The sequence below is a fragment of the Shewanella acanthi genome, assembly GCF_019457475.1.
GTDB lineage: Bacteria > Pseudomonadota > Gammaproteobacteria > Enterobacterales > Shewanellaceae > Shewanella > Shewanella acanthi.
The window spans coordinates 2969430-2993405 of sequence record NZ_CP080413.1 but is presented as its reverse complement, the minus strand read 5'-3'; the positions used below and the strand labels follow the sequence as shown (position 1 = coordinate 2993405).

Below are 23976 nucleotides of genomic sequence, written 5' to 3'. Positions count from 1 at the left end.
AAGGTTAAGCAAAGAAGTTATAGGCGATAAACAGGGTTAACGCATAACCAACGCTGTAGCACAGGAGAAGGGCAGGAACGTATTTAAGGTAGCTCACGAAAGTCAGTTCCTTAACTTTGCTCATAGCCACGATACCGGCCGCAGAACCAATCACCAGCAGAGAGCCACCTACGCCAACACTGTAGGTTAAGCCTAACCATTCTGGGGTGTTTAGAACTGGGTTAGCTTTAAGCAATGCAGCAGTTAACGGCACGTTATCGATCAGTGCTGAACCCATACCTGTAACGAAGTTAGAAATGTTAGGGTTAAACATTGCATAGGCTTCAGTCAGCATATCTAAAGTACCGATTTCTTTAAGCATACCAACTAGCAGCAGAATACCTAAGAAGAACAACAGGGTGTCGTATTCCACTTGGCGAATGTATTCAAGAATTTTGACTTCCTCTGAATCGCTACGAAAGATATGGCCAATCAGGAACATGATCGACAGGCCGCTTAAGAAGGTCAGTACTGGTGGTATACCAAAGAGAATGTTCATTACCATGGTCATGATAATGGTAATGAAGAAGACCAGTGCGATCAGCAAATCGACGGTTTGGTAGCTTTGCTTGAGCGGAGTCGTGCTAACCACACCTTCGGCTTTTAATGAGAACAGCGTCGCTAGCAGGATAACACTCAGTGCGGCTGGCACGAACAGCACGAGAAGTTCAGAAATATGAACATGGCCACCGAGGAAAATCATCAGAGTAGTTACGTCACCAGTGATTAGTGCCACACCGCCTGAGTTAACTGCGAAGATAATTAACACCGCCATTCTACGGCGCATTTGTTTCTCGAGTTTAAAGGTGGTTAACAGGCCAAGAGACACCAGCGTCGCGGTTACGTTATCGCAGAATGCTGATAAGACGAGGGCAAATAAAGCAACTTGGATCATCAACATACGTACAGAAACTTTTTGAGGGAACAGCTTCTGCACCATAATCTGGATCATGCCTTTGGCGTTGAGATAGGCTACAAAAGTCATAGTTGACATCAAAAATAGCCACAGAGTAGCAATTTCCAGCAGGTTTTCATTGAGTTGGTGTGCCACTAATTTCTCATGGCTGGGGTCACCGGCGGCCATAAATAGTGCAATCCAAGAAATACAACCAAAGAACAGAGTCGTCTTGGCTTTATTAAGGTGGGTCACTTCTTCGAAAATAATACTCAGCAATGCAAGCACCGCCAGTATGATAAGAAAGGTATGTAACATAACTGCAATTCCAACTGCTGTTTTATTGTGTGGCCGCTCGTAGCTGAGCGATGGGTTGGCGTCTCTATAGTGACCTATTTAGGCCAGCCCTATGAACGCGTGCGGATCAGAACATAATGGGGTAAATAACGCAACTGTTAGCCGTGACTCAGTTTTGGGTAGGTTTGTGATGCTTACCACGAAAAAATAGGTTGTTTTGTAGTCATGCGTGCTAAGTTGGTGTCATTTTGTGGTGATATATGTGGTTATCTATAAGTAAATTATCGAGTGTAAAGTTAAATCTACGATGAAATACACTTGGGCCTAACTGAAGATCCTGCAATTAAATTTTCTTTATAAATGAAATTTTGCGAGAAAATGCAATTTGCTCGATTTTTGAAGGCTAGATTTGTCATTGCAGATAGCGATGCTGTTCATTTTTAAAAACAATCGAAAGGGGCACTTTTCTCCTTTTTGACGACAAGCGTGACTACTCGGCCAGTGATAACAAAAAGGGACGCATGAGCGTCCCTTTTTAATGGGTTATCAAAAGCCTTAGCTTGCCATACGCGCCAGAACACGATCAGCCGCTTCTAAGGTTAAGCGTAACTCATCTTCACCGTGAGCCATCGACAGGAAGCCTGCCTCATAGGCGCTCGGTGCTAAGTAAACGCCTTCGTCTAACATGCCGTGGTAGAAGGTACGGAAGTGCTCGATATTGCACTGAGTCACTTGGTCAAAACGGGTAATTTCCGCTTGCTCGGTAAAGAAGAAACCGAACATCCCGCCAACATAGTTAATGGCCATTGGAATACCGTGCTTATCAGCTGCCGCTTTAAAGCCTTCGGCGATACGTTTGGTTTTTGCACTTAGCGCTTCGTAAAGTCCTTCTTCACACAGGGCTTCCATTTGTGCTAGACCCGCTGACATCGCAATCGGGTTACCCGACAGTGTGCCCGCTTGGTAAACTGGGCCGCTAGGTGCGATAAACTGCATCACTTCTTTACGACCACCAAAAGCTCCTACTGGCATACCACCACCGATCACTTTACCTAGGGTGGTTAGGTCTGGTGTGACCCCGTAGTAGCCTTGTGCACCACTTTTAGATACACGGAAACCTGTCATGACTTCATCGATGATCAGTAGCGCACCGAACTCATCACAGATGTCACGCAGGCCTTCAAGGAAGCCTGGGATAGGAGGAATGCAGTTCATGTTGCCGGCAACAGGCTCGATGATGATGCAAGAGATGTCAGTTGGATACTGCTCAAACAGGGTACGTACAGAATCTAAATCGTTATACACAGCGGTTAAGGTGTGTTTTGCGAAGTCTTCAGGGATCCCTGGAGAGCTTGGTTGACCCAATGTTAATGCGCCAGACCCCGCTTTAACTAATAGGCAATCGGCGTGACCATGGTAGCAACCTTCAAACTTTAAGATCTTGTCACGATTCGTGAAACCGCGCGCTAAACGAATCGCACTCATGGTCGCTTCAGTACCTGAGCTCACCATACGAACTTGCTCAATCGAAGGCACCATAGAAATCACTTTCTCGGCCATTTGTACTTCGAGTTCAGTGGGGGCTCCGAAAGACAAACCGTTTTCTACCGCAGCAAGAACCGCTTCGCGGATCTTAGGATGATTGTGACCTAAGATCATCGGGCCCCAAGAACCGACATAGTCGATATAGGCTTTGCCATCTGCATCGTAAATATAAGCGCCATCGGCTTTTTCAATAAACAGGGGAGAGCCACCGACACCATTAAAGGCTCGTACGGGTGAGTTAACACCGCCGGGAATGGTTTTTTTAGCCTGTTCAAATAGCGCTTCGGAACGGGTCATGTTGAGTCCTTAAAGTTTGTCGCCGATTAGCGATCGGCTTTACGTGAATACCAGTTAACGGGACACTCGTATTTTTCGAGTTGCGATTCTACGCCGAGTGTCAATGCAAACAGTGCCATACGAATTAGCAGTCCATTGTCCGCCTGTCTGAAGATAGCGAGATTAGGGTGACTGTTCAAATCATTATCTAACTCATTGGCTTGCGCACGTGAATCCCTTGGAAGTGGATGCATGATCACAGTGTTAGATTTGCAGTGTTGAGTATAAATACTTTGGTTTAAACGGAATTTGCCGCGGTATTTATTGGCTTCCTCCTGTGAGGGGAAGCGTTCTTCTTGAATGCGGGTCAGATACAGAATATCGGCTTTATCTAAATTGCCTTCAAGTTGGTCTGTTATTTTGATGCTATGGCCAGCATTTTCAATGGCAGAGATCACATAGTCAGGCATTGCTAATTCACTTGGTGAAATCAGCGTGAAGCTAATGTTTTTGTACATGCACAACAAGCGAGAAAGCGAATGCACTGTACGGCCAAACTTCAAATCGCCAACCATCGCGATATGCATGCCATCGATGCCACGACCCGCGTGACCCAGTTCCTTTTGGATGGTGAACAAATCGAGCAAAGCTTGGGTTGGATGTTCATTTGGGCCGTCACCACCGTTGATGACGGGCACACGGCTGCCTTCGGCAAACTCTCTGACCGAGTAAGCATCGGGATGGCGCATTGCAATCACATCTGAGTAGGTCGATAACACGCGGGCGGTGTCGTATAGAGATTCGCCCTTCGACAATGATGAAGACGCCATACCGGTTGTTTCACGCACATGACCGCCAAGTAAGTTAAAGGCACAGCCAAAACTTACGCGGGTACGGGTGCTAGGTTCGAAAAACAGGTTACCTAAAATGGCGCCATCGAGCACTTTGGTGCGCTTCTCGCGAAGTGCGTAGGGCGTCATACGGTTAGCGACATTAAAAATAGTTTGGATTGAATCAAGATCTAACTGGTTTACTGAGAGGATGTGGGATCCTTCGAACTGGTTCATCAGCCTGTTTTCCAATTTTGGGGGGCGTTAAAGTGCATATTCGCGCTTTGCCCTGGGTGTATATGTAGGGTGGCTGAGGCGCAATTCTAGCAGATGCACTCTGGCAACGAAATAGCAGCTGCGCCCTAGCAAGGCTTTTTTAGGGCGCTAATACAGTATTTTGTGAATCTAAGCGCAACTTTGCAGGACTTAGACTTGGCCAGAGCGGATTTCCTGTTGCAGGTTTGACCAACTTATAACCCCTACAACATTTTCTGGACTGCCCTGATAGATAAAGACTTCGCCACTTCGTTTGGCAGAAAGCAACAAATACACTTCGTCTAAGGTTTTTGTGTCACTTAAGCCCTGCATTGGATGGCGCGAAAGGGTGACATTATCATCGTAGGACTGCATTTCAAGGCTGAGCATCTCAATGACCCCATCGGCATTACGTACTAGCACTGGGCGACCTTCGGCGCGTTTTAATACCTCAAGTAGCAGTTCGTCGTTGTTATTGACGATAACAAAGCGTTTATCCATCAGTGAGCGCACGCCCTTTTTCTGCAGCGCTAAATTGACCGGCGCGACCTTGTAGCCCAGTCCCATAATGTCGAGCTGTTTAAAGAAAATGGAATCGGTTTTAAAGCCTTGATAGGCAATCAAAAATGCAGGAATAGTCACAAACATCGCTGGCAAAATAATACTGGCGTCATTGGTCATCTCGAGTAATGCAACTAACGCCGCGAGCGGCGCACTTAAGCAAACCCCCATCATGGCTGTCATGCCAATCACGGTATAGAGTCCGACATAGGGGGCAATAGAAGGAAATATAATGGCGCTGACCAAGGCGAGAATGGCGCCAATCAGTGCGCCAATGCCATAGAGTGGGCCAATCAAGCCCCCTGGAATACCTAGGCCAATTGCCGCAATAGTCGCGATAATTTTAGCGGCCAGCAGCGCCATTAATAGCAATAAACTCGGGTGCTCGCTGATGGCTTCACTTATGGCTAAATCACCACTGCCCAGAGCTTGGGGCAGGATTAGACCAATGAGTGTAGTGATGCTACCTGCCAGTAATAGCCGATAAATCAACGGCCAGTTTTGCCCTGTTGCGGTTACTTTAAGCAGGGTGTAATTAAAGAAGGCAGCGGCGCAGCCAAGACCAATACCGCCTAAAGCTAAAATTGGATAGTGATCGAGCGGAATATGGATCACTTGAATGCGGTCAAATTCGTGAACATTCCCAAACACCAACTGGCTAGATACTGCGCCGCATATGGCTGAGAGCATAATTGGGAAGAAGTAATGGACTTTGTATTCCCGAACAATCACTTCAAGCACGAATATCACCGCTGCGAGTGGCGCGTTAAAGGTGGCGGCAATCCCCGCGGCAATACCGCTGGCGCACATGATGCGCACGCTGTTATCGGGGAGATTAAATTTCTCCGCAAGTACACTGGCGCTCACTGCACCTAGGTGAATCGCAGGGCCTTCTCGACCGACTGAAAAGTTAGTCCCCAAGGCAAATAGCGCTTGGAAGAATTGTCCTGGGGCTGATTGAAGTGGGATTTTGCCGTAGTGCAATTTCACCCTATGCAGTACGTAAGCGATGCCCATACGTTTGTATCGCTTAGACCCCAACCGTGCCACAATCCAAATTAATAATGCGCCCAAAAGTGGCAGTATCACTCGCCAATCGGCGGCGTGGCTCGTAAAATCCATCTCTTCAATTTGGGTATATTGATTTGCCCAAAGCAGAAGTAGTCTAAACAATATGATGACGCCAGAGGCGAAGATGGCAAACAAGAGAGCCAAGAGGCAGAGCTGTGCACTGATTTTGGCCTGAGATAAGTGATCCCTAAGCTCGGTTGCAAGGTATTTTTTTAAAGCGACAATGGCTTGCTGAATCGCGACTTTATTTAGGGTTATTTGCACTGCAATGGCCTGAGTTGTATTGTATCGCACTCATTATTGAGTTGACTGTATTTTATAAGGGGCTGTTACCTAATGCCAAATTATCATCGTTGGCTAGATCGGCTGCAAGTGATGGACCGCAAGTATCGGCCATCTACAGTGTATTTATTGCTTTTAGTCCTCGTGGCTTTTGTCCTTGGTGCTTGGGTCAGTTTTATGCTGCTAAACAGTGACGACCCCGTCGTTAAACATATCGGCGGTAAAACTCAGAGATTAACCGCTGAGCTTGAAGCGCAGACCCAACTTTTGGCTTCAAAAAATTTAGAACTCACTGTAGAGCGAGAGGCCAACGCCCAAATGCAGGGCATGTTTGCCGAGCAGATGAAAAAACAAAAGGAATTGGAACGCGATTTAGCCTTTTATCGTAGCATTATGTCGCCCGACGATAATGCCGAAGGGGTGGCTATCCATGGGATGGAAATGACCCAAGGTGCGTTGAAAAATGAATTACTGTTTAAATTGATTTTGACCCAGCTACAGAAGCGAAAGCAGGCCGTTCAGGGGCGCACTGAAATAACCTTGATTGGTGTTCAGGATGGTAAGCCTGCTGAGCTTAGTGTGAACAAACTCACGGGGGGAAAGCTTGAATTTGATTTTCGTTATTTTCAGGTGATAGAAACCAAGGTCACTCTGCCCGATGGCTTTAATTTGTCCCAAGTTAAGGTGAAGGTAGTCGTCCCATCGAGCCGCTGGACCAAGAATTCGCAGACTGAGCATGTCTACAGTGTCCCTGAGTTATTACAGGGTGAAAAAGAACCGCGGGTAATACTTGAACAAAATAGTCAGGTAACGGATAATTTGCCCCAGAAAACTGATGTAAGAGGTAGTAATGACTGATCAAGCTGACGCAGCAATGCCAATCAAATTTACCGATGCGGCAGCCGCTAAGGTGAAAGGCTTGTTGGAAGAAGAGCAAAATCCTGCACTTAAGCTACGTGTCTATGTGACCGGTGGCGGTTGTTCTGGATTCCAGTATGGTTTTACCTTCGATGAAAAGGTCAATGACGGTGACTTTACCGTCGAGAAACAAGGCGTCCAATTGGTCGTCGATCCAATGAGTTTACAATACCTTGTTGGTGGCGAAGTGGATTATACTTCGGGTCTTGAAGGTTCACGCTTCTTCGTTAAAAACCCAAATGCAACAACAACCTGTGGTTGTGGTGCGAGCTTCTCAGTATAAGATTTCGTCTCTTATTGAGAACAAAAAAGCCGTCGATAAGACGGCTTTTTTATGGCTGTGTTAAGGGCCATTAATTCATGATATTAAGGTTAAGCTGCGGCTTAAACCATAATTTCACTTTTTTATCGAATGCTATCCAAACTTGGAGGAGCGACAGGATTATCAGCACGGAGAAAATAACATAGTCAGGTAGTTTTCCTTGCCATTCACCAAAGTGTACTGTCGTTGGACCTGCCACAAGGTTATCGGGATCGTACATTATTACCGGCAGCATGCTAATAAGTGCAAGTTGCAATAAGGTATATCCCCTTAGCATGATAAGCCCAGCCTTTTGACGGCCTAAAATCCCTAGCACCATAAACAGGGTAAGCACACAGAATAACACTCCTTGCTTAGCCATTATGCCACTTACGGAAGCGGCTACATAGACAAGGAGCAACACTATCAGTCGTTTGGGTAAACGAGGGCGGGACGCTGCTACAGCGTCTTCTTTAGGTAATGTCGCTTGGTGCTCACTCATAGTTTTTCTCGCTTAACTTAGCCTATTAGTGGCTTTGCTTAGTGATAAGGCGTTGATCTAACTCATAAGGTGGGATTACAACACCAAGATCGTCCTGCACTGGGAATACGGCCACAAACAGGTCATCATCTTCCATCCCTGGCACCCAACGCTCATGCCACTCATCGTATGGAATCGCTAACGTTTGACATTCGCTCCAATCGTCAACGGCCCACGATTCTGCCGCTTCTTCAGTTGGCCACAATGGGATGCAATCTTCATCTTCGGTTGTTAGCATTACGCAACCGTCTTGATCCTGCAGTGTCCATAACACTTTGCTCGCTTTAACTTGTTCAACGAGGTAGTCGTAACGACCCTCTGGCGTCATGGCTGCGGCTTCGGCGAAGGTTTTAACTGTCTTGCTCATGAAAATATCTCTTATGCGTGGATTGGGCGAAGCCTGTTGTGTTTGACATCAACACAGCAAAAGTCACCGGATAGCGAAATGGTAACATTAGAGCGAGGTTTGAAAAAGCACAACAGCGCCAAGTGGGCGCTGTTGGCTCATAGGGCTATTTAGCTTCGTTAAAATAGCGGTAAATAAAGCCTGCGATAATTGCACCAAGGATAGGAGCTACCCAGAAAATCCACAGCTGCGAAACCGCCCAATCACCAACAAATAACGCAGGACCGGTACTGCGAGCGGGGTTTACTGAGGTGTTTGACACTGGAATGCTAATAAGGTGAATCAGGGTCAAACAGAGACCGATGGCGATAGGGGCAAAGCCCTGTGGGGCTCTCGAATCGGTTGAGCCCAAAATCATTAACAAGAAGAACAGCGTCATCACTATTTCACAGATAAGCACCGACATCATGCTATAGCCGCCGGGAGAGTGTTCGCCAAATCCGTTAGACGCAAAACCCGCAGCAAGGCTGAATCCTTCTTGGCCAGAGGCGATTAAGAACAAAATGCCAGCCCCTGCAATGCCGCCTGCTACTTGGGCAATGATATAGGGCAGTAACTCTGCGGCAGGAAAGCGACCGCCAGCCCAAAGGCCAAAAGATACTGCAGGGTTGAGGTGACACCCTGAGATATGACCTATGGCAAATGCCATAGTTAGCACGGTTAAACCGAAGGCGAGTGAGACGCCAAGGAGACCGATGCCAACATCGGGGAAGGCTGCAGCCAATACTGCGCTGCCACAACCGCCAAGTACCAACCAAAGTGTACCGAGAAATTCTGCCGCCATTTTTTGTGACATATTCATTGTTAAATTTCCTATTCAATGACTTAGCTATGATCATCAGCTTATTTTGCTGAAGTTCTGCATAGGCCAAGCGCATAAGTCTGGATTATCAGGCCATGGGAAGCGCGAGATAGTGTTTTATTCCCTTAAAATAAGTGTGATTGCGCACAGTAATGCCATTACATTATGCCAAAACTAAAATGCCCTAAGGCAATACTCGAACGCTAAATGCAACGTCGTTACTGCTTAGTTAACAATGACTTTAGCTTGAGTAGATGACACTACTGTGATTAATCATAGACGGATTTTTATACTTCGTATTTTTATCAAAGTAGGATTAAAAGCGAGAAATGCGGTTACAGGCGGGGTACTGCGAAAATGCCTAGTTCAAGGTATGAGGGGAGAAGCGGGGGAGGGGATGAAAGGCGAAAAATTGTTAGTTGCTAAAAACAGGGTTGCTTGAATTCATTAGACCAGAAAGTAAAAGTGCACAAATGCCTTTTTTATTAGGCCTTTATGCACTTTTGATTAAAAAGGTTGAGCTAAAGCGATTTATTTAGCGCTAAATCTTCCGCCAAGCACAGCTTCACGGGAGGCGCCTGTGACGGCGGGAAGGTTTGCCGGCAGCCCCAAATGATGACGCATCGCGAGCCAAGCAAAGGCGATACCTTCGGCCCATTTAGGGTCGACCCCAAGGGCTGATGTGGTCTCTATGCTGTAACCTGGCAGAAGCGTGCTTAAGCGCTGCATCAATTCGCGGTTAAAGGCGCCGCCCCCACAGACAAACAATTCACCCTCAGGGGAAAGTTTACCGATTTCCATCGCGATGCTGTGGCAGGTTAAATCCAGTAAGGTCGATTGAATATCTTCTTCATCTAACTGATTAAAAGCCGATAATTGCTGCTCTAACCAAGCCTGATTAAAGAGTTCACGCCCCGTACTTTTAGGATAAGCGAGGGAGAAGTAGGGATGAGAGAGCATATGGGATAGGAGCTGGGGATCCGTTTTCCCCGATGCGGCCCAATCACCATCCCTATCAAATGACTCACCTTTGACCTGTTGGATCCAGGCATCTATCAAAGTGTTGCCAGGGCCAGTATCGAAACCTAATACCTCTTCGCTGTTGCCTGGCAAATAGGTAATGTTGGCGATGCCACCAATGTTGAGGATCACGCGCTTTTTACCCAATCGGGCAAAACTTTGCTGATGGAATGCGGGAACCAGCGGCGCACCTTGTCCACCTAAGGCAATGTCTTTACGACGAAAATCGGCAATCACATCGATGCCTGTTTCAGTCGCAATGGTATTTGGGTCACCAATTTGCAAGGTGAAGCCGACTTCGAGGTTTGGCATATGGCGCACAGTTTGGCCGTGGCTGCCGATGGCGATAATGTCTTCTTTGGGGATATCGGTTTTGGCTAACAGGTTATTGACCGCCAAGGCAAATAACTGCCCGACACTGCGATCGATGCGTCCGAGTCTGTTAATTTCATCGGCGCCCGGAATACAGAGACGTTGTAGCCCTTTGAGCAAATGGGTCGGAATAGTTTCGGTATGGCTGCTAATCAGCTTAGGCTGCTCAGATGCAAAATCGACCAATACGGCATCAACCCCATCCATACTGGTGCCCGACATTAGCCCAATATAATAGGCATGTTGTTTAGCTTGATAGTTTTCCGTCATTATTGCATCGCCAATTCAGATTGCTTGCTTTGCGAAATTGTAGCCATCAACTGCTTACTTAGGGCATCAAATTGCGGTTTTTCTTTCTGCGCTATGGCTTCAGCCTTAGGTAAGGTCACGGTTCTTGGGTTGCGGTGCACGCCATTAACGATGAACTCATAGTGTAGGTGAGCGCCAGTCACACGACCTGTTTTGCCTAAAGTACCAATAATTTGGCCCTGTTTTACACTCGCGCCTTTGCTCACATTGCGTTTAGTTAAGTGCAAATACTTAGTGGTGTAGGTATCGTTGTGTTTGATAAACACATAGTTACCGTTGAATTGATTGTATCCAGCTTCAATGACCTTACCGCTACCCGCCGCCTTAATGGGTGTGCCAATCGCCGCAACGTAATCCACGCCGCGGTGGGCTTTTACTTGGCCAGTTACAGGGTGTAAGCGTTTGGGATTGAAATTAGAGCTTACGTACTTGAAATCGACCGGTGAGCGCAGGAAGGCCTTACGCATACTCGTACCGTTTTCGGAGTAGTAGTTGCCGTCGGTATAACGAATGGCGGTATAGCGCTCACCTTGGTTGATAAATTCGGCGGCTAAGATATTCCCATTGCGCAAAAATTCGCCTTCGGCATATTCCTGCTCATAGACAATGGCAAAAGTGTCACCTTCACGTAAATCTAAGGCGAAGTCGATGTCCCAGCCAAATACCGTAGATAGTTGCATGATTTGGTTTGCATTTAAGCCGGCATCGACAGCAGCATTCCAAAAGTTACTCTTGATCTTGGCATTGACGAAGTGGCTACGAATTTCGATATCTTTCTCGGAAATCTTTTCGTGGTATTGATCGTTCTCTTTACTGATGACTAAGGTTGAGGCCGCATTAAGACGATAGCGCACTTCAGTAAGTTCACCATTAATATCCTTAGAGATCACAATTTCTTCCCCTGGGATAATTTTCAGTAAATTCTGTTTAGCCAGAGGAAGTTGAGTAATTTGGTATACATCCTTACTGCTCAGGCCCGCGCGTTCAAATACCGCGGCTAAGGTGTCACCGTTTTTCACATTAAAATGCTCCACATCTCTGTGTTGGGCATTTTCTCGGGTTTCGATGTCTAACTTAGCCTCGCCCGACGCCAGTGCGGCTGCAGATGACATTGGCTCTGCACCATTGAGGTTGCTAGGTTGTGATTCTTCACTGATTAAGCCTTCAGGGCGACCGGGTGTGCGAAAGGCTAACGGCACATCATAACGGGTGTTAATCTGTGCGTTTTCAACTATACCCGCCGTCTGTCTTGAAGCTTGCGCTTCTTCTGATGGGAAGAGCATGGTTATCATAGTGATAACAGAAAGAATGCTGAGGAGAACTTGGTGCTTTTTTGGCAACAATTTAAATAACGTAATAACCTTTCCCATTAACGCCGATACCGATTACCTGTGGCTTGAATAATCCCGATAGTGTACACACTTTCAATTATGGTGGCTAACAAGTAACATAAGTCTCTTTAATTTTGACCATGGCCTTAGGAGTCCCCGCCGAGATGGCTGATTTAGACCAAGTATTAGCAGAAATTAGACGTGGCACTGACGAGATCCTACTCGAAGCGGATCTGCTGGAAAAACTCAAAGAAGGACGTCCATTACGGATTAAATTAGGTGCAGACCCAACCGCACCAGACATCCACCTTGGGCACACGGTAATTTTAAATAAATTAAGATTATTCCAAGAGTTAGGCCATGAAGTCATTTTCTTGATTGGTGACTTTACCGGTATGGTCGGTGACCCAAGTGGTAAAAACAGTACTCGTCCACCGCTGACTCGTGAGCAGGTGTTAGCCAACGCTGAGACCTATAAAGAGCAGGTGTACAAGATTTTAGACCCAGCCAAAACCCGAATTGAGTTCAACTCAAGCTGGTTAGAGCCATTGGGCGCAGCGGGTATGATCCGCTTAGCTTCTCAGCAAACCGTTGCCCGTATGATGGAGCGTGACGACTTTAAGAAGCGTTATGCAGCTGGTCAATCGATTGCCATTCATGAATTTATGTACCCATTACTGCAGGGTTATGACTCTGTCGCATTGAATGCCGACGTTGAGCTTGGCGGTACAGATCAGAAGTTCAACCTACTGATGGGCCGTGAGCTGCAAAAAGCCGAAGGCCAAAAACCACAGACAGTAATTATGATGCCGCTGCTGGTGGGCTTAGATGGCGTGAAGAAAATGTCTAAGTCGGCCAACAACTATATCGGTGTAAGCGAGCCTGCCAACGAAATGTTTGGCAAGATCATGTCGATTTCGGACGATCTGATGTGGAGTTACTTCGAACTGCTGTCTTTCCGCCCCTTGGCTGAAATTGAGCAATTCAAACAGGATATCGCCAACGGTGCGAACCCTCGTGACACTAAGATTGCTCTGGCGAAGGAAATCATTGCTCGCTTCCACGACGAAGCGGCGGCAGAAGGGGCGCATCAAGCCTTTATCGACCGTTTCCAGAAGGGTGCAATTCCAGACGATATCCCAGAAGTGGAGCTCGCAGCGGGTGAAGGTCTTGCAATCGCTAACTTGTTGAAAGACGCAGACTTAGTCGGTTCAACCTCAGATGCGATGCGTATGATTAAACAAGGTGCGGTGAAGATGGACGGCGAAAAATTAGAAGATAGCCGTTTGACGCTGCCAGCGGGCACAGTTGCCGTATTCCAAGTGGGTAAACGTAAGTTTGCTAAAGTAACGCTTGTATAAATAACCTAAGGGGTTAAATGCAAGAATAAAAAGAGCGCCTAGTGGCGCTCTTTTTGTTTGTGATGTGATAACTGAATGAGAAATATTAGGGCGCGCTGCCGGCTTCGTGCCTGGCGATATTGCATCTTTCGGTACCAAAGTGCTGACCTTCGCGACATTTCCACGCGAGCTGGGCTGAATCGACCTGCCAAAGCTTGGCATTTTTCTTCAATGACATAATCAATAGCATCTGCGGATGCTGCGCTGACATTTCACTGAGCTGATAGGTCAGCATGCCATTCTTATTGGGCTGGGTGCGCACTAAGGTGAATTTTTTTCCGGCATATTCACTGCTGATCTGCGCAGGGTTATCACTCCAGGCTTGATGCTCTGCCTGTGCTTTTTTAAGCGCTTGATTGAAGTGGCTTACAGGCTGTACCGCATAGGAGACGATAATAGGTTGTATTGCATGTGCTTTGGCTATCAGCACTAGGCTACCTAGGGCGAGTAGGGCCAGCCGTCCCAAATATCTCATACGAACCTCATTGCAATGTCGGGCGTCAGACCATAGCGGGCTGACGTAAATTCATTCATTGCAGGTTTCGACTATCAATAAGCGTTCAAGTTTCCGACGGGGGGAAAATTTGTGACTACTGCAGCGCTAATTGATCCGACATGGTTTGGTAATCGATAAGATCGACATGTTCTGTCACGCGATGACTTCGCATGTCTAGTTTAATGCTAGTGACACCGGGAATGGCTACGTCGATGATTTTTCCCGGCTTACCAAATTGCTCGCCAGGCCCCTTAAAGTGGTAGTTGCCGATCATTACCACGAGTGGGCCTGCGTTATACATGTGTTCGATATTGAAGGTGTATTCGAGCACGCCCTCGTGGGCACGTTCGAGAAAGTCGATAATGAAACGGCCGCCGGTATATTTGCGATTAGCGGTTTTGTCATAAAACACACTGTCGCGATTGTAGAATTTGCTGAGTGTTCTGTAATCGTGTTCTGTAAGTGCAGTGATGTATTTTACCGCTAATTGTTGTTCCTCCGGCATTTCACCCGAATTGGCTTGGGCCGCCAATACACTCGGAACAAACATAAGGCACACTAAAAGCCACAATATTCGCAAATCATTCCCTCTTGCTCTTGAGATCGAAGGCCGGTAACGACAAGTGCCATTTGATGGCACATAGGCGGATAAACAAGGTACTTGTCATGGCTAGAAACAGCGCCATTTTATCCCCCATCCCGTAGGCTAAGCTTACGGTATAGCCTATTCCCCCAAAAATTGAGGCGGTGGCATAAATCTCTGTACGCAGCACCATAGGGATTTGCCTGCACAGTATGTCTCGAATAATGCCTCCTCCCACGCCAGTGATCAACCCCAAGACCACGGCAATCATGCCACTTAGGCCGAGATTGAGGGCTTTTTCAGCACCAATAATGGTAAAGAGCGCCAGACCAAAGGCATCAGCAACGGGTAGGGCATATTGTGAGATGCGATGCGGGCGGCGTACCATAGCAAGACATATAAGCACTGTTACCAATATCACTATGATGTAGTTATGGTCGCGTATCCAAAAGACGGGCGTTGCGCCAATCAAGGCATCACGAATACTTCCCCCACCAATGGCGGTCACAGATGCTAGAACTATGACGCCAAAGGGATCCATTCGATGCTTACCAGCAGCAAGGGCGCCTGAGAGCGCAAATACCGCAGTGCCACACAAATCAAAGAAATAAACCCACTGGCTCATTTACTCATCTCTTTGATATGAATATTTAAGGCATCGACCGAGATGCGAATTTCAATCACTGATAGAACTAAGGAGTAGAGCAGCAATAGCAGGCTTGCGCCAAAAATTACCGAACCGGTCTTATTAAAACCAACATAGATAAAAATCATGCAGAGCACACACAGAGCGAAACTAAGCACACCCGCTTCCTGCATACGGCGGATGATATTGATCCGCTGGCTTAGGTTTTTTATCTGATCCTGATGAACGGGTTTGGCTTCGCTGCTTAAAGTGCGGATAAGCGCAGCAAGGGCAAAGAAACGATTAGTATAGGCGAGTAGCAGCAGTGAAATGGCGGGAAATAATAGCGCGGGTGTTGTTAATGATACATGCATGTTCTCAAACATAGGAGCCATCCTTTAACCCAGTTTTTGACTACAAGAAAGCATATCACAGGCTTTGTAAGTAACGTAAACCCGCCCATAGAATGGGTAATAAGGTGATGAAACCAAACCAGATCCCACTTGCGCGAGAGGTTAACTGCACTGCAGGGGCGATAGCATCAAAGTGTGGCTGTGGGCCGTAGACAACTTTGGCGATTTCGACGCGCTGACCAGCTAATTTTTGTGGTCCGCCAAGTTCTATCTGCAAAATACTCGCAACCATGTTCACGCTCATCACATAACCACGAACCCCGGGATGATTTTTAGGAAGGGTAAACAGTTTACTAAAGGAAGTTGGGCCGCCTTGCATGGCAATCGACAAGCTCCATAACCAAGCGGGAATGGCAAGCAACACTGTCGATAGTGCATTTACCGAGCGGGAGAAATACTGATATTGCGGCTGGATTGGTGGCCAGCTGATTTCGAGCTGCTTTAGCATTCGCACTGCCAGTACCATAGGTGCGCCGGCAAGGGCGAAAAAGAAAATAGTCGCAGCGGTGCCGTAAATTGGCGCCGTGGCGAGCTTTTCGATAGTGGCTTTAGTGATTCCCACTTCGGATAGACTTTCGGTATCACGCACAACCCAGGGCTGGAGCAGCTTTTTCGCGCTAGCGTTATCCTGGCGTTTAAGTGCCTTGGCGATTTCATCGGCTACTTGGGAAAAAGCTGAGTCAGTTAAACACAGGTACAGCACTAAGAATTCGAAAAACCAAGGGAAGGCGGCAAGTTCAAGCAAAAAGGTAATAATGGCCCAGAAGGGAAACACCAACAGCAGCATGGCTAAAAAGCCAGCGGTTGTTTGCTGATTGGCACCGCGCTCTGGGCGATTCACTTTTGCTGCGAGCTGCTTAGCTAAATGGGCGAACCAAATAAGCGGCTGCATTTCACGTGGCAGTGGCGCAAGACGCGCCAGCAACAGTGCGAAAAAAAGTACCAAAAAGCCTTCAAACAAAGCGCCATCAATCTCGACAAGTTGTTGAAACAAAGAGCTGTGCATCTGGTACTTTCCAATCTTTACTTAAGCGGCCTTAGGGGCGATATGTTGCAGTAATTCCATCACCATCAATGCTGAATGGTAACCTGCCTTAACAATGTAGGAATCGAAATCGACTGGCGAGTCGTTATTGGCATTGTCAGACAGTGATCGGATCACCACAAATGGTACGCAAAACTGGTGACAGACTTGGGCAATGGCCGCACCTTCCATCTCACAGGCCGCCATCGTTGGGAAGTTTTGACGCATGGTTTGGGTACGTACTGGATCGCAAATAAAGCTATCACCAGTACAGATTAACCCTTCAATTGCTTTCACTTCACCTAATTGAGTGATGGCTTTGTTGGCCGCAGCCACAAGCTCTGGTGATGGCATAAACGCGGCGGGTTGCTGTGCCATCTGGCCAATTTCGTAGCCGAATGCAGTAACATCTACATCGTGGTGGCGCACTTCAGATGAAATCACAATATCGCCAATTGATAGAGAATCGACAAAACCACCGGCCGAACCCGTATTGATCACCGCATCTGGGGCATATTTTTCAATTAGCAGTGTGGTGGCAATACTGGCGGCCACTTTGCCAATACCAGAGCGGGTGACGACAACGTCTTTGCCCGCCAAAGTGCCTGCGATAAATTCAATGCCAGCAATCGTTTGTGAAGATGCGTTTGTCATAGCAGCAATCAAATGCGCTACTTCTGGCTCCATAGCGCCAATAATACCAATTTTCATGGGAGACCCTTTCTATTCAACACGTAACACGTGGGACGATGGAATGGCGGCTAATATATCACACTTATGCCCAGTCGTTATTGCCCGATTGTGCCGAATACAAAGTGGTTGTTAGCCCAATTGATTAGATCATAGTTTGAGGGATAAAAAATGCGCCATTTGGCGCATTTTTCTTTAAAGCTTAATCAGATACAGCGCTTTAATTGAACTTTGATAAGTAAATTCAATTAGTCGAGGAAGTTTAAAATCCCCAGGGCTGCATCACGGCCTTCGGCAATGGCGGTGACCACTAAGTCCGAGCCACGAACCATGTCGCCACCGGCAAATACCTTAGGATTGCTGGTTTGGAAGGGATTCTCATCGAACTTATTAGCTTTGACTCGGCCCCATTGGTCGAGCTCAATGCCATATTCGGCAAACCAAGGTGCTGGGCTGGGTTGGAAACCAAAGGCGATGATCACCGCATCGGCTTCGAGTAACTGTTCACTACCGGCAATCACTTCGGCCTTTTGACGACCGCTGGCATCCGCTTGACCCATTTGAGTCTCGACGCATTCAACGCCAATCACTTTGCCGCCCTCGGTTTTAATCGCAACTGGTTGACGGTTAAAGAGGAAGTTTACCCCTTCTTCGCGGGCATTTTGCACTTCGCGGCGCGAGCCTGGCATGTTGGCTTCATCGCGGCGGTAGGCGCAAATCACGCTGCTCGCGCCTTGACGTACGGCGGTGCGGACGCAGTCCATCGCGGTATCGCCGCCCCCTAGCACTACCACTCGCTTACCCTCAAGGTTTAGGTATGGGGTGTCAGCACTGCTGCTGCCCATCAAATGATGGGTGTTGCCAATAAGATAGGGCAGGGCTTGGTAAACACCCGTTGCATCTTCGCCTGGGAGCCCCGCTTTCATCGCGGTGTAGGTGCCCATGCCGAGGAACACGGCATCGTATTCCTCTAGTAGCTGGTTAAAACCGACATCCTTACCCACGGTTTCTTTGCCAATAGTGACGCCAAGTTTAAACTCGATACCCATGCCTTCTAATACACTACGGCGAGTCGCCATTACGGATTTATCGAGCTTGAAGGCGGGAATGCCATAGGTTAGTAGTCCACCGATTTGTGGATACTTGTCAAAAACCACAGCTTTAACACCATTACGTGCGAGGATATCGGCGCAGCCTAATCCCGCAGGGCCCGCGCCAACAATAGCGACCTTTTCCTTTCGGGGCGTCACTTTGCTCATATCTGGGCGCCAGCCTTGAGCAATCGCTGTATCGGTAATGTATTTCTCAACGTTACCAATAGTCACGGCGCCAAAGTCAGCGTTAAGCGTACAAGCCCCTTCGCAGAGGCGGTCCTGTGGGCAAACGCGGCCGCATATTTCCGGTAGGGTGTTGGTTTCATGCACTAAATCCGCCGCTTCCATAATTCGGCCCTGCTGTGCAAGCTTGAGCCAGTTTGGAATATAGTTGTGTAGCGGGCACTTCCATTCACAGTATGGGTTACCACAATCTAAACACCGGTCCGCTTGCTCTGTGACTTGAGCTTGTGCAAAAGGCTGATAAATCTCAATAAACTGAGTCGAACGCTTTGCCGCTGGGTGTTTGTGTGGGTCTTTGCGACCCACTTCAATAAATTGAAAATCGTTACTCATCGGCAATTACCCCACTTTTACCGCTAGTTCCGGGCTCGATTGCTCTAATTTCAGCAGATCGGCTACGGCAATATTTTTAGGTTTTACTAACACGAAGCAATCTAACCAGTTCGCAAAATCACTTAAGATCATTCTGGCATGTTCACTGCCAGTTTCTGCGACGTGCTCTTCGATTAAGCCCTTTAAATGTTGCTGATGAATTGGTGATTCGAGTTTTTGCGTATCGACTAACTCGGTATTCACGCGGCGTTTAAAGCGGCCAAATTGATCGAACACATAGGCAAAACCGCCAGTCATACCTGCACCGAAATTAACGCCCGTTTTGCCGAGTACGACTACAATACCGCTGGTCATATATTCACAGCCGTTGTCCCCTAAACCTTCGACCACTGCGATGGCGCCTGAGTTACGTACGGCAAAACGCTCGCCCGCTTGACCTGCGGCGAAGAAGCGGCCTCCGGTAGCACCATATAGACAAGTGTTACCAACAATGGCACTGCGCTCGCTCTGGAATGGGCTGCCTACTGGCGGATAAATGACAATCTTTCCGCCGGACATGCCTTTACCGACGTAGTCGTTGGCATCACCGCACAGTTTTAGCTCAAGACCTGGGCTGTTCCACACACCAAAGCTTTGACCTGCACTACCGTTAAAGCTGAGTTTAATCGGTGCTTTGGTGCCTTTTACGCCTTGGGTCGTCGCGATATAGCCTGATAGACGAGCGCCCACTGAGCGGTCGGTGTTGTTGATGCTGTATGCCGCATCAAAACATTCACCCTTATCCACGGCTGATTGGCACTCGTTCAGCAGATGCTGGTTGAGTAAACCTAAGTCCGCTGGTGGGTTGGTTTCCTTCCATGTGCGAGAGGTGGTTGCTTTCACCTTTGGCTGATACAAAATCGGCGCGAGATTAAGGCCTTGCTGCTTCTCTGTCTGGCCTTCTAAGGCGTGTAACCACTCACTGCGGCCAACTAAATCTTCAAATTGGCTTACGCCTAAAGCCGCCATCCATTCACGTACTTCCTCGGCGACAAACTCAAAGTAAGTCATCACTCGCTCTGGCAGGCCGTGGTAATGGTTATCGCGCAGTTTCTTATCTTGAGTCGCAACCCCGGTTGCACAGTTATTCAGATGGCAGATACGTAGGTACTTACAACCTAAGGCAATCATAGGCACAGTACCGAAGCCAAAGCTCTCGGCGCCGAGTAATGCCGCTTTTATCACGTCGGTTCCGGTTTTTAAGCCGCCATCGACTTGCAAACGGATTTTATGGCGCAGACCGTTTTCAACTAAAGACTGATGCACTTCGGCAAGGCCTAACTCCCATGGGCTACCCGCATATTTCACCGAGGTAATAGGGCTTGCGCCTGTGCCGCCATCGTAACCCGAGATAGTAATCATATCGGCATAGGCCTTCGCCACACCGGTTGCGATTGTGCCAACGCCGGGCTCAGACACTAATTTGACTGAGATCAGTGCTTTAGTGTTGATTTGCTTTAGGTCGAAAATCAGCTGGGCTAAGTCTTCGATAGAGTAAATGTCGTGGTGCGGCGGCGGTGAAATCAAAGTCACACCAGGGCGAGCGTGACGCAGCCCTGCGATTTCAACACTGACCTTATGACCTGGCAGCTGACCGCCTTCACCGGGTTTTGCGCCCTGCGCGACCTTAATCTGCAGTACATCGGCGTTCACTAGGTAATGTGCGGTAACACCAAAGCGCGCCGAGGCGATTTGCTTGATGGCGGAATTTCGCTCGGTATTAAAGCGGCGAGCATCCTCACCACCTTCGCCCGAGTTAGAGCGGCCACCTAAACGGTTCATCGCAATGGCTAGTGCTTCATGGGCCTCAGGGCTTAATGCACCGATACTCATGGCTGCGCTATCAAAGCGAGGATAGAGCGCGGAAGCGGCTTCAACATCAGCAACATCGATAGCCGCTTGGCTACCCTTAATGCCAATTAAATCCCTTAAAGTGGCAACTGGGCGGTCATCGACTAAGCTTGCAAACTTTTTATAGGTCGCGAAGTTTTTATCTATCAACGATGCCTGCAGCGTGTTGACGACATCAGGGTTAAAGCAGTGGTACTCGCCGCCCTCAACGTATTTGAGTAAACCGCCCTGCGGTAGTGGAACATGGGCGCGGTAGGCTGCTTTATGCAGTAGTGCTTGATCTTTGGCGATATCGGCAAAGCTTGCGCCTTCGATACGACTCACTACGCCCTTAAAGCACAGCTCAATCACATCGCTGGCGATACCGATAGCTTCAAACTGTTGGCTACAGCGGTAGGAGCCCACGGTACTGATGCCCATCTTCGACATAATCTTACGCAGACCCTTCTCGATGCCGTAACGGAAGTTAAGCATCAGTGCTGTGGTGTCACTTAGATTGTGGCGTTTCGCTAAATCTGAAATTGATTCATAGACTAAGTACGGATAAATTGCCGTCGCACCAAAGCCTAGCAGCACCGCAAAATGGTGCGGATCGCGGGCTGATGCGGTCTCAACGATAATGTTGGTGTCGCAGCGCAGGCTCTTGTTCACTAGCATTTGCTGCACTGCACCGACGGCCATGGCTGCAGGGATTACCTGCGCCGATTTATCAATGGCGCGATCCGACAGGATCAGCAAGGTAGTGCCGCTGCGTGCTAAACGCTCGGCTTCTGCGGTAATACGGCGAATCGCGTTTTCTAAGCCTTCATTAGGATCGTAGTTAAGATCGACGATGTTGGCGCGATAATAAGTACTATCTAACCCGAGTAATTGGTTGAAATCACTGAACAACAGAATCGGTGAATTAAACATCACCCGATAGGCGTGGCCCGTGGTTTCGTTAAACAGGTTTTGCTCGCGGCCAATACAGGTCGTCAACGACATCACGTGTTTTTCACGCAATGGGTCGATTGGAGGGTTGGTCACTTGGGCAAATTTTTGTCTGAAATAGTCGTAAAGCGAACGAGATTTCTTAGACAACACCGCCATTGGTGTATCGTCACCCATAGAGCCGGTGGCTTCTTCGCCCTGTTGTGCCAATACCCAAATGACTTGCTCGAGTTCCTCGCGGGTGTAGCCGAATTGTTTTTGGTATTGCAGTAACTGTTCGGGGCTTAACTCGCTGGCGCCGTGCTGCTCGCTTGCGAGCTGCTCAGCTGGCACTAGGGTACGGCTGTTCTTCGCCATCCATTCTTTGTAGGGATGGCGACGTTTTAAGTCATCGTCAATCTCAAAGGATTGATATAGTCGCCCATTTAGGGTGTCGAGTACGAGTAATTCGCCAGGACCTACGCGGCCTTTCTCGATGACTTCATCAGCGGCGTAGTCCCAAATACCGACTTCCGAGGCCAGTGTTAAAATCCTGTCTTTTGTGATCACATAGCGTGATGGGCGCAGACCATTACGGTCGACGGCGCAAGCGGCATGGCGACCGTTAGTCATTACGATACCCGCTGGACCATCCCAAGGCTCCATATGCATGGAGTTAAAGTCGTAGAACGCCTTTAATTCGTCATCCATTTCAGGATTACTTTGCCATGCTGGCGGGATCAATAGGCGCATGGCGCGGTATAAGTCCATACCACCGGATAACAGCATTTCGAGCATGTTATCAAGTGATGATGAGTCTGAGCCAGTTTCGTTCACAAAAGGCGCTGCTTGCTGCAAATCGGGCAGCAATGGCGAATTAAACTTGTACGCGCGGGCGCGGGCCCATTGGCGGTTACCCGTAATGGTGTTGATTTCACCGTTATGAGCTAAGTATCTGAATGGCTGAGCTAATGGCCATTTAGGGGAGGTGTTGGTCGAAAAGCGTTGGTGGAATAAACAAATAGAGCTTTTAAGACGGATGTCTGCCAAATCGGGGTAAAACGCCGGCAGATCCGCAGGCATCATCAGACCTTTATAGACAATGACTTGGCCTGAAAGGCTGGCGACATAGAAATCTTTGTCGTCAGTGATTTGTTGTTCGAGGCGGCGACGCGCCATGTATAGGCGACGCTCTAAGTCTTTCTCACGCCAACCAATAGGGGCGTTGATCAATACCTGATAAATTTGTGGCAGGCTCGATTTACCAATTTCACCTAATACATCTGCGTTGACTGGCACTTTACGCCAACCCGCAATGCTTAAGGTTTCACGTTCCAGCTCACGCTCAAGAATGAACTTGGCTTGATCAGCACGTTCTTCATCCTGACTTAAAAACAGCATGCCCACGGCAAACTTGCGACTTAAATGCCAATCATTTTCCGAAGCGATTGCCTCAAAAAATTGAATTGGTAATTGCATGAGAAGACCACAGCCGTCCCCAGTACGGCCGTCGGAGGCAATGCCACCACGGTGCTTCATGCGATCGAGGCCATGGATGGCGGTGCGCACGATACGATGGCTCGCTTCGCCATCCATCTGCGCTATCAACCCAAAACCACAATTGTCCCGCTCAAAACTGGGATGATATAAGCTCATACAAAAACCTCCCTAGACCCCAACTAAATACCCCTCGGGAGAAATAACAATGACTTTCTATAGATATGCACCCGAACCACCCAAATTATCCTGAGATTCATCAAAGGTCAAACCCAATATTTGCATAAAATCAGTATATAAATTCATGTTCGTTATAAAAGATACATTAACCTTACGTTAACGTTAACTGGTGATTTGTCTGTATAACATTATGAATAAAAAGAATTTTAAAAAATGGCGAGCATGGTGTTTACTTTTTTGTAACAGTGATTTGCATTGGCTCTGATTTAAAAATAGTGATTTTTTTTGCAAACACAGTGGTTGTATAAAAAATTAAAATAAGTGAATTGTTATTCTTTTGGGGGGAGAGTTGTTTCACGTTATCTGAACTTGATGTGAGTTATGACTCAAGTTTGTACTTAGCGCTTGAACTGACTGGGCTGAGTTTGATTAAGGCCTAAGAAATTCTTAGTTAATTGGTTTAGTGTAGAGTTTTGTTCTGAAAAATCCCTTTTGGATGTTGCAGTTTTGAGATTTTATCTGGATTGTTTTGTCCTAAGTTGTATGAA

General features: G+C 47.7%; 20 protein-coding genes. 3 read left to right on the top strand and 17 right to left on the bottom strand.

All coding sequences use genetic code 11. The features are described from left to right. Nucleotides 1-4: 4 nt before the first annotated feature. From nhaD to K0H61_RS12925, 4 genes are all read right to left on the bottom strand, one after another. Nucleotides 5-1252 carry a sodium:proton antiporter NhaD gene (gene nhaD, locus K0H61_RS12940; RefSeq protein ID WP_220049773.1) on the bottom strand — a complete coding sequence of 416 codons (1248 nt, stop codon included), beginning with the start codon at nucleotides 1250-1252 and terminating at the stop codon, nucleotides 5-7. A gap of 534 nt (nucleotides 1253-1786) precedes the next feature. Next, nucleotides 1787-3073, bottom strand: coding sequence for a glutamate-1-semialdehyde 2,1-aminomutase (hemL, locus tag K0H61_RS12935; RefSeq protein WP_220049772.1), 1287 nt, complete (start codon nucleotides 3071-3073; stop codon nucleotides 1787-1789). Nucleotides 3074-3099: 26 nt separating this feature from the next. Further along, nucleotides 3100-4119: an aspartate carbamoyltransferase gene (locus K0H61_RS12930; protein WP_220049770.1), complete on the bottom strand. Its 1020-nt coding sequence runs from the start codon at nucleotides 4117-4119 to the stop codon at nucleotides 3100-3102. 189 nt (nucleotides 4120-4308) lie between these two features. After that, nucleotides 4309-6033: a chloride channel protein gene (locus K0H61_RS12925; protein WP_220052706.1), complete on the bottom strand. Its 1725-nt coding sequence runs from the start codon at nucleotides 6031-6033 to the stop codon at nucleotides 4309-4311. A gap of 72 nt (nucleotides 6034-6105) precedes the next feature. Between K0H61_RS12925 and K0H61_RS12920 the strand changes: the two genes are divergently transcribed. Together K0H61_RS12920 and erpA are read left to right on the top strand one after the other, a co-directional pair. Continuing rightward, the gene (locus K0H61_RS12920) at nucleotides 6106-6909 is read left to right on the top strand and encodes a DUF6776 family protein (protein ID WP_220049769.1); all 804 of its coding nucleotides are present in this window, start codon (nucleotides 6106-6108) and stop codon (nucleotides 6907-6909) included. Further along, a complete protein-coding gene (gene erpA, locus K0H61_RS12915; RefSeq protein ID WP_007649973.1) occupies nucleotides 6902-7252 on the top strand; it encodes an iron-sulfur cluster insertion protein ErpA in 351 nt (116 codons plus the stop codon). The genes K0H61_RS12920 and erpA overlap by 8 nt, the downstream gene beginning before the upstream one ends. 70 nt (nucleotides 7253-7322) lie before the next feature. On the opposite strand, the gene K0H61_RS12910 is transcribed toward erpA, so the two are convergent. The 5 genes from K0H61_RS12910 to K0H61_RS12890 all read right to left on the bottom strand — a co-directional run bounded on the left by K0H61_RS12910 (nucleotide 7323) and on the right by K0H61_RS12890 (nucleotide 12090). Next, nucleotides 7323-7772, bottom strand: coding sequence for a hypothetical protein (locus tag K0H61_RS12910; RefSeq protein ID WP_220049768.1), 450 nt, complete (start codon nucleotides 7770-7772; stop codon nucleotides 7323-7325). Between the two features lie 25 nt (nucleotides 7773-7797). Then, nucleotides 7798-8178, bottom strand: a complete 381-nt coding sequence (locus tag K0H61_RS12905; RefSeq protein ID WP_220049767.1) for a DUF2750 domain-containing protein — start codon at nucleotides 8176-8178, stop codon at nucleotides 7798-7800. 145 nt (nucleotides 8179-8323) lie between these two features. Further along, nucleotides 8324-9019 carry an aquaporin Z gene (aqpZ, locus tag K0H61_RS12900; protein WP_220049766.1) on the bottom strand — a complete coding sequence of 232 codons (696 nt, stop codon included), beginning with the start codon at nucleotides 9017-9019 and terminating at the stop codon, nucleotides 8324-8326. Nucleotides 9020-9550: 531 nt separating this feature from the next. Then, nucleotides 9551-10681: an anhydro-N-acetylmuramic acid kinase gene (locus tag K0H61_RS12895; RefSeq protein WP_220049765.1), complete on the bottom strand. Its 1131-nt coding sequence runs from the start codon at nucleotides 10679-10681 to the stop codon at nucleotides 9551-9553. Further along, nucleotides 10681-12090, bottom strand: a complete 1410-nt coding sequence (locus tag K0H61_RS12890) for a peptidoglycan DD-metalloendopeptidase family protein (protein ID WP_220049764.1) — start codon at nucleotides 12088-12090, stop codon at nucleotides 10681-10683. Before K0H61_RS12890 ends, K0H61_RS12895 begins: the two co-directional genes overlap by 1 nt. A 125-nt stretch (nucleotides 12091-12215) precedes the next feature. Here K0H61_RS12890 and tyrS point away from each other — a divergent pair, with 125 nt between their 5' ends. Next, the gene (gene tyrS / locus K0H61_RS12885) at nucleotides 12216-13412 is read left to right on the top strand and encodes a tyrosine--tRNA ligase (protein ID WP_220049763.1); all 1197 of its coding nucleotides are present in this window, start codon (nucleotides 12216-12218) and stop codon (nucleotides 13410-13412) included. Between the two features lie 85 nt (nucleotides 13413-13497). Here the strand turns inward: tyrS and K0H61_RS12880 are convergent, their stop codons facing one another. From K0H61_RS12880 to gltB, 8 genes are all read right to left on the bottom strand, one after another. Next, nucleotides 13498-13926: a hypothetical protein gene (locus K0H61_RS12880; protein WP_220049762.1), complete on the bottom strand. Its 429-nt coding sequence runs from the start codon at nucleotides 13924-13926 to the stop codon at nucleotides 13498-13500. Between the two features lie 115 nt (nucleotides 13927-14041). Next, nucleotides 14042-14527 carry a nuclear transport factor 2 family protein gene (locus K0H61_RS12875; RefSeq protein WP_220049761.1) on the bottom strand — a complete coding sequence of 162 codons (486 nt, stop codon included), beginning with the start codon at nucleotides 14525-14527 and terminating at the stop codon, nucleotides 14042-14044. A 1-nt stretch (nucleotide 14528) separates the two neighbouring features. Beyond that, the gene (locus K0H61_RS12870; protein WP_220049759.1) at nucleotides 14529-15155 is read right to left on the bottom strand and encodes a trimeric intracellular cation channel family protein; all 627 of its coding nucleotides are present in this window, start codon (nucleotides 15153-15155) and stop codon (nucleotides 14529-14531) included. Continuing rightward, complete coding sequence (locus K0H61_RS12865; protein WP_220052705.1) at nucleotides 15152-15529, bottom strand: DUF2721 domain-containing protein; 378 nt, start codon at nucleotides 15527-15529, stop codon at nucleotides 15152-15154. The genes K0H61_RS12870 and K0H61_RS12865 overlap by 4 nt, the downstream gene beginning before the upstream one ends. A gap of 55 nt (nucleotides 15530-15584) precedes the next feature. After that, complete coding sequence (locus K0H61_RS12860; protein ID WP_220049758.1) at nucleotides 15585-16574, bottom strand: cobalamin biosynthesis protein CobD/CbiB; 990 nt, start codon at nucleotides 16572-16574, stop codon at nucleotides 15585-15587. 21 nt (nucleotides 16575-16595) lie between these two features. Next, complete coding sequence (locus K0H61_RS12855) at nucleotides 16596-17303, bottom strand: 5'-methylthioadenosine/adenosylhomocysteine nucleosidase (RefSeq protein ID WP_220049756.1); 708 nt, start codon at nucleotides 17301-17303, stop codon at nucleotides 16596-16598. A gap of 227 nt (nucleotides 17304-17530) precedes the next feature. Beyond that, complete coding sequence (locus K0H61_RS12850; protein ID WP_220049754.1) at nucleotides 17531-18952, bottom strand: FAD-dependent oxidoreductase; 1422 nt, start codon at nucleotides 18950-18952, stop codon at nucleotides 17531-17533. A gap of 6 nt (nucleotides 18953-18958) precedes the next feature. Further along, the gene (gene gltB, locus K0H61_RS12845) at nucleotides 18959-23407 is read right to left on the bottom strand and encodes a glutamate synthase large subunit (RefSeq protein ID WP_220049752.1); all 4449 of its coding nucleotides are present in this window, start codon (nucleotides 23405-23407) and stop codon (nucleotides 18959-18961) included. Nucleotides 23408-23976 lie beyond the last annotated feature (569 nt).

Bases quoted from the DNA above. Each gene is read 5' to 3' on its own strand.
- nhaD (WP_220049773.1), bottom strand. From the start codon at position 1,252: ATGTTACATACCTTTCTTATCATACTGGCGGTGCTTGCATTGCTGAGT.
- hemL (WP_220049772.1), bottom strand. From the start codon at position 3,073: ATGACCCGTTCCGAAGCGCTATTTGAACAGGCTAAAAAAACCATTCCC.
- K0H61_RS12930 (WP_220049770.1), bottom strand. From the start codon at position 4,119: ATGAACCAGTTCGAAGGATCCCACATCCTCTCAGTAAACCAGTTAGAT.
- K0H61_RS12920 (WP_220049769.1), top strand. From the start codon at position 6,106: ATGCCAAATTATCATCGTTGGCTAGATCGGCTGCAAGTGATGGACCGC.
- erpA (WP_007649973.1), top strand. From the start codon at position 6,902: ATGACTGATCAAGCTGACGCAGCAATGCCAATCAAATTTACCGATGCG.
- K0H61_RS12910 (WP_220049768.1), bottom strand. From the start codon at position 7,772: ATGAGTGAGCACCAAGCGACATTACCTAAAGAAGACGCTGTAGCAGCG.
- K0H61_RS12905 (WP_220049767.1), bottom strand. From the start codon at position 8,178: ATGAGCAAGACAGTTAAAACCTTCGCCGAAGCCGCAGCCATGACGCCA.
- aqpZ (WP_220049766.1), bottom strand. From the start codon at position 9,019: ATGAATATGTCACAAAAAATGGCGGCAGAATTTCTCGGTACACTTTGG.
- K0H61_RS12895 (WP_220049765.1), bottom strand. From the start codon at position 10,681: ATGACGGAAAACTATCAAGCTAAACAACATGCCTATTATATTGGGCTA.
- K0H61_RS12890 (WP_220049764.1), bottom strand. From the start codon at position 12,090: ATGGGAAAGGTTATTACGTTATTTAAATTGTTGCCAAAAAAGCACCAA.
- tyrS (WP_220049763.1), top strand. From the start codon at position 12,216: ATGGCTGATTTAGACCAAGTATTAGCAGAAATTAGACGTGGCACTGAC.
- K0H61_RS12880 (WP_220049762.1), bottom strand. From the start codon at position 13,926: ATGAGATATTTGGGACGGCTGGCCCTACTCGCCCTAGGTAGCCTAGTG.
- K0H61_RS12870 (WP_220049759.1), bottom strand. From the start codon at position 15,155: ATGAGCCAGTGGGTTTATTTCTTTGATTTGTGTGGCACTGCGGTATTT.
- K0H61_RS12865 (WP_220052705.1), bottom strand. From the start codon at position 15,529: ATGCATGTATCATTAACAACACCCGCGCTATTATTTCCCGCCATTTCA.
- K0H61_RS12860 (WP_220049758.1), bottom strand. From the start codon at position 16,574: ATGCACAGCTCTTTGTTTCAACAACTTGTCGAGATTGATGGCGCTTTG.
- K0H61_RS12855 (WP_220049756.1), bottom strand. From the start codon at position 17,303: ATGAAAATTGGTATTATTGGCGCTATGGAGCCAGAAGTAGCGCATTTG.
- K0H61_RS12850 (WP_220049754.1), bottom strand. From the start codon at position 18,952: ATGAGTAACGATTTTCAATTTATTGAAGTGGGTCGCAAAGACCCACAC.
- gltB (WP_220049752.1), bottom strand. From the start codon at position 23,407: ATGAGCTTATATCATCCCAGTTTTGAGCGGGACAATTGTGGTTTTGGG.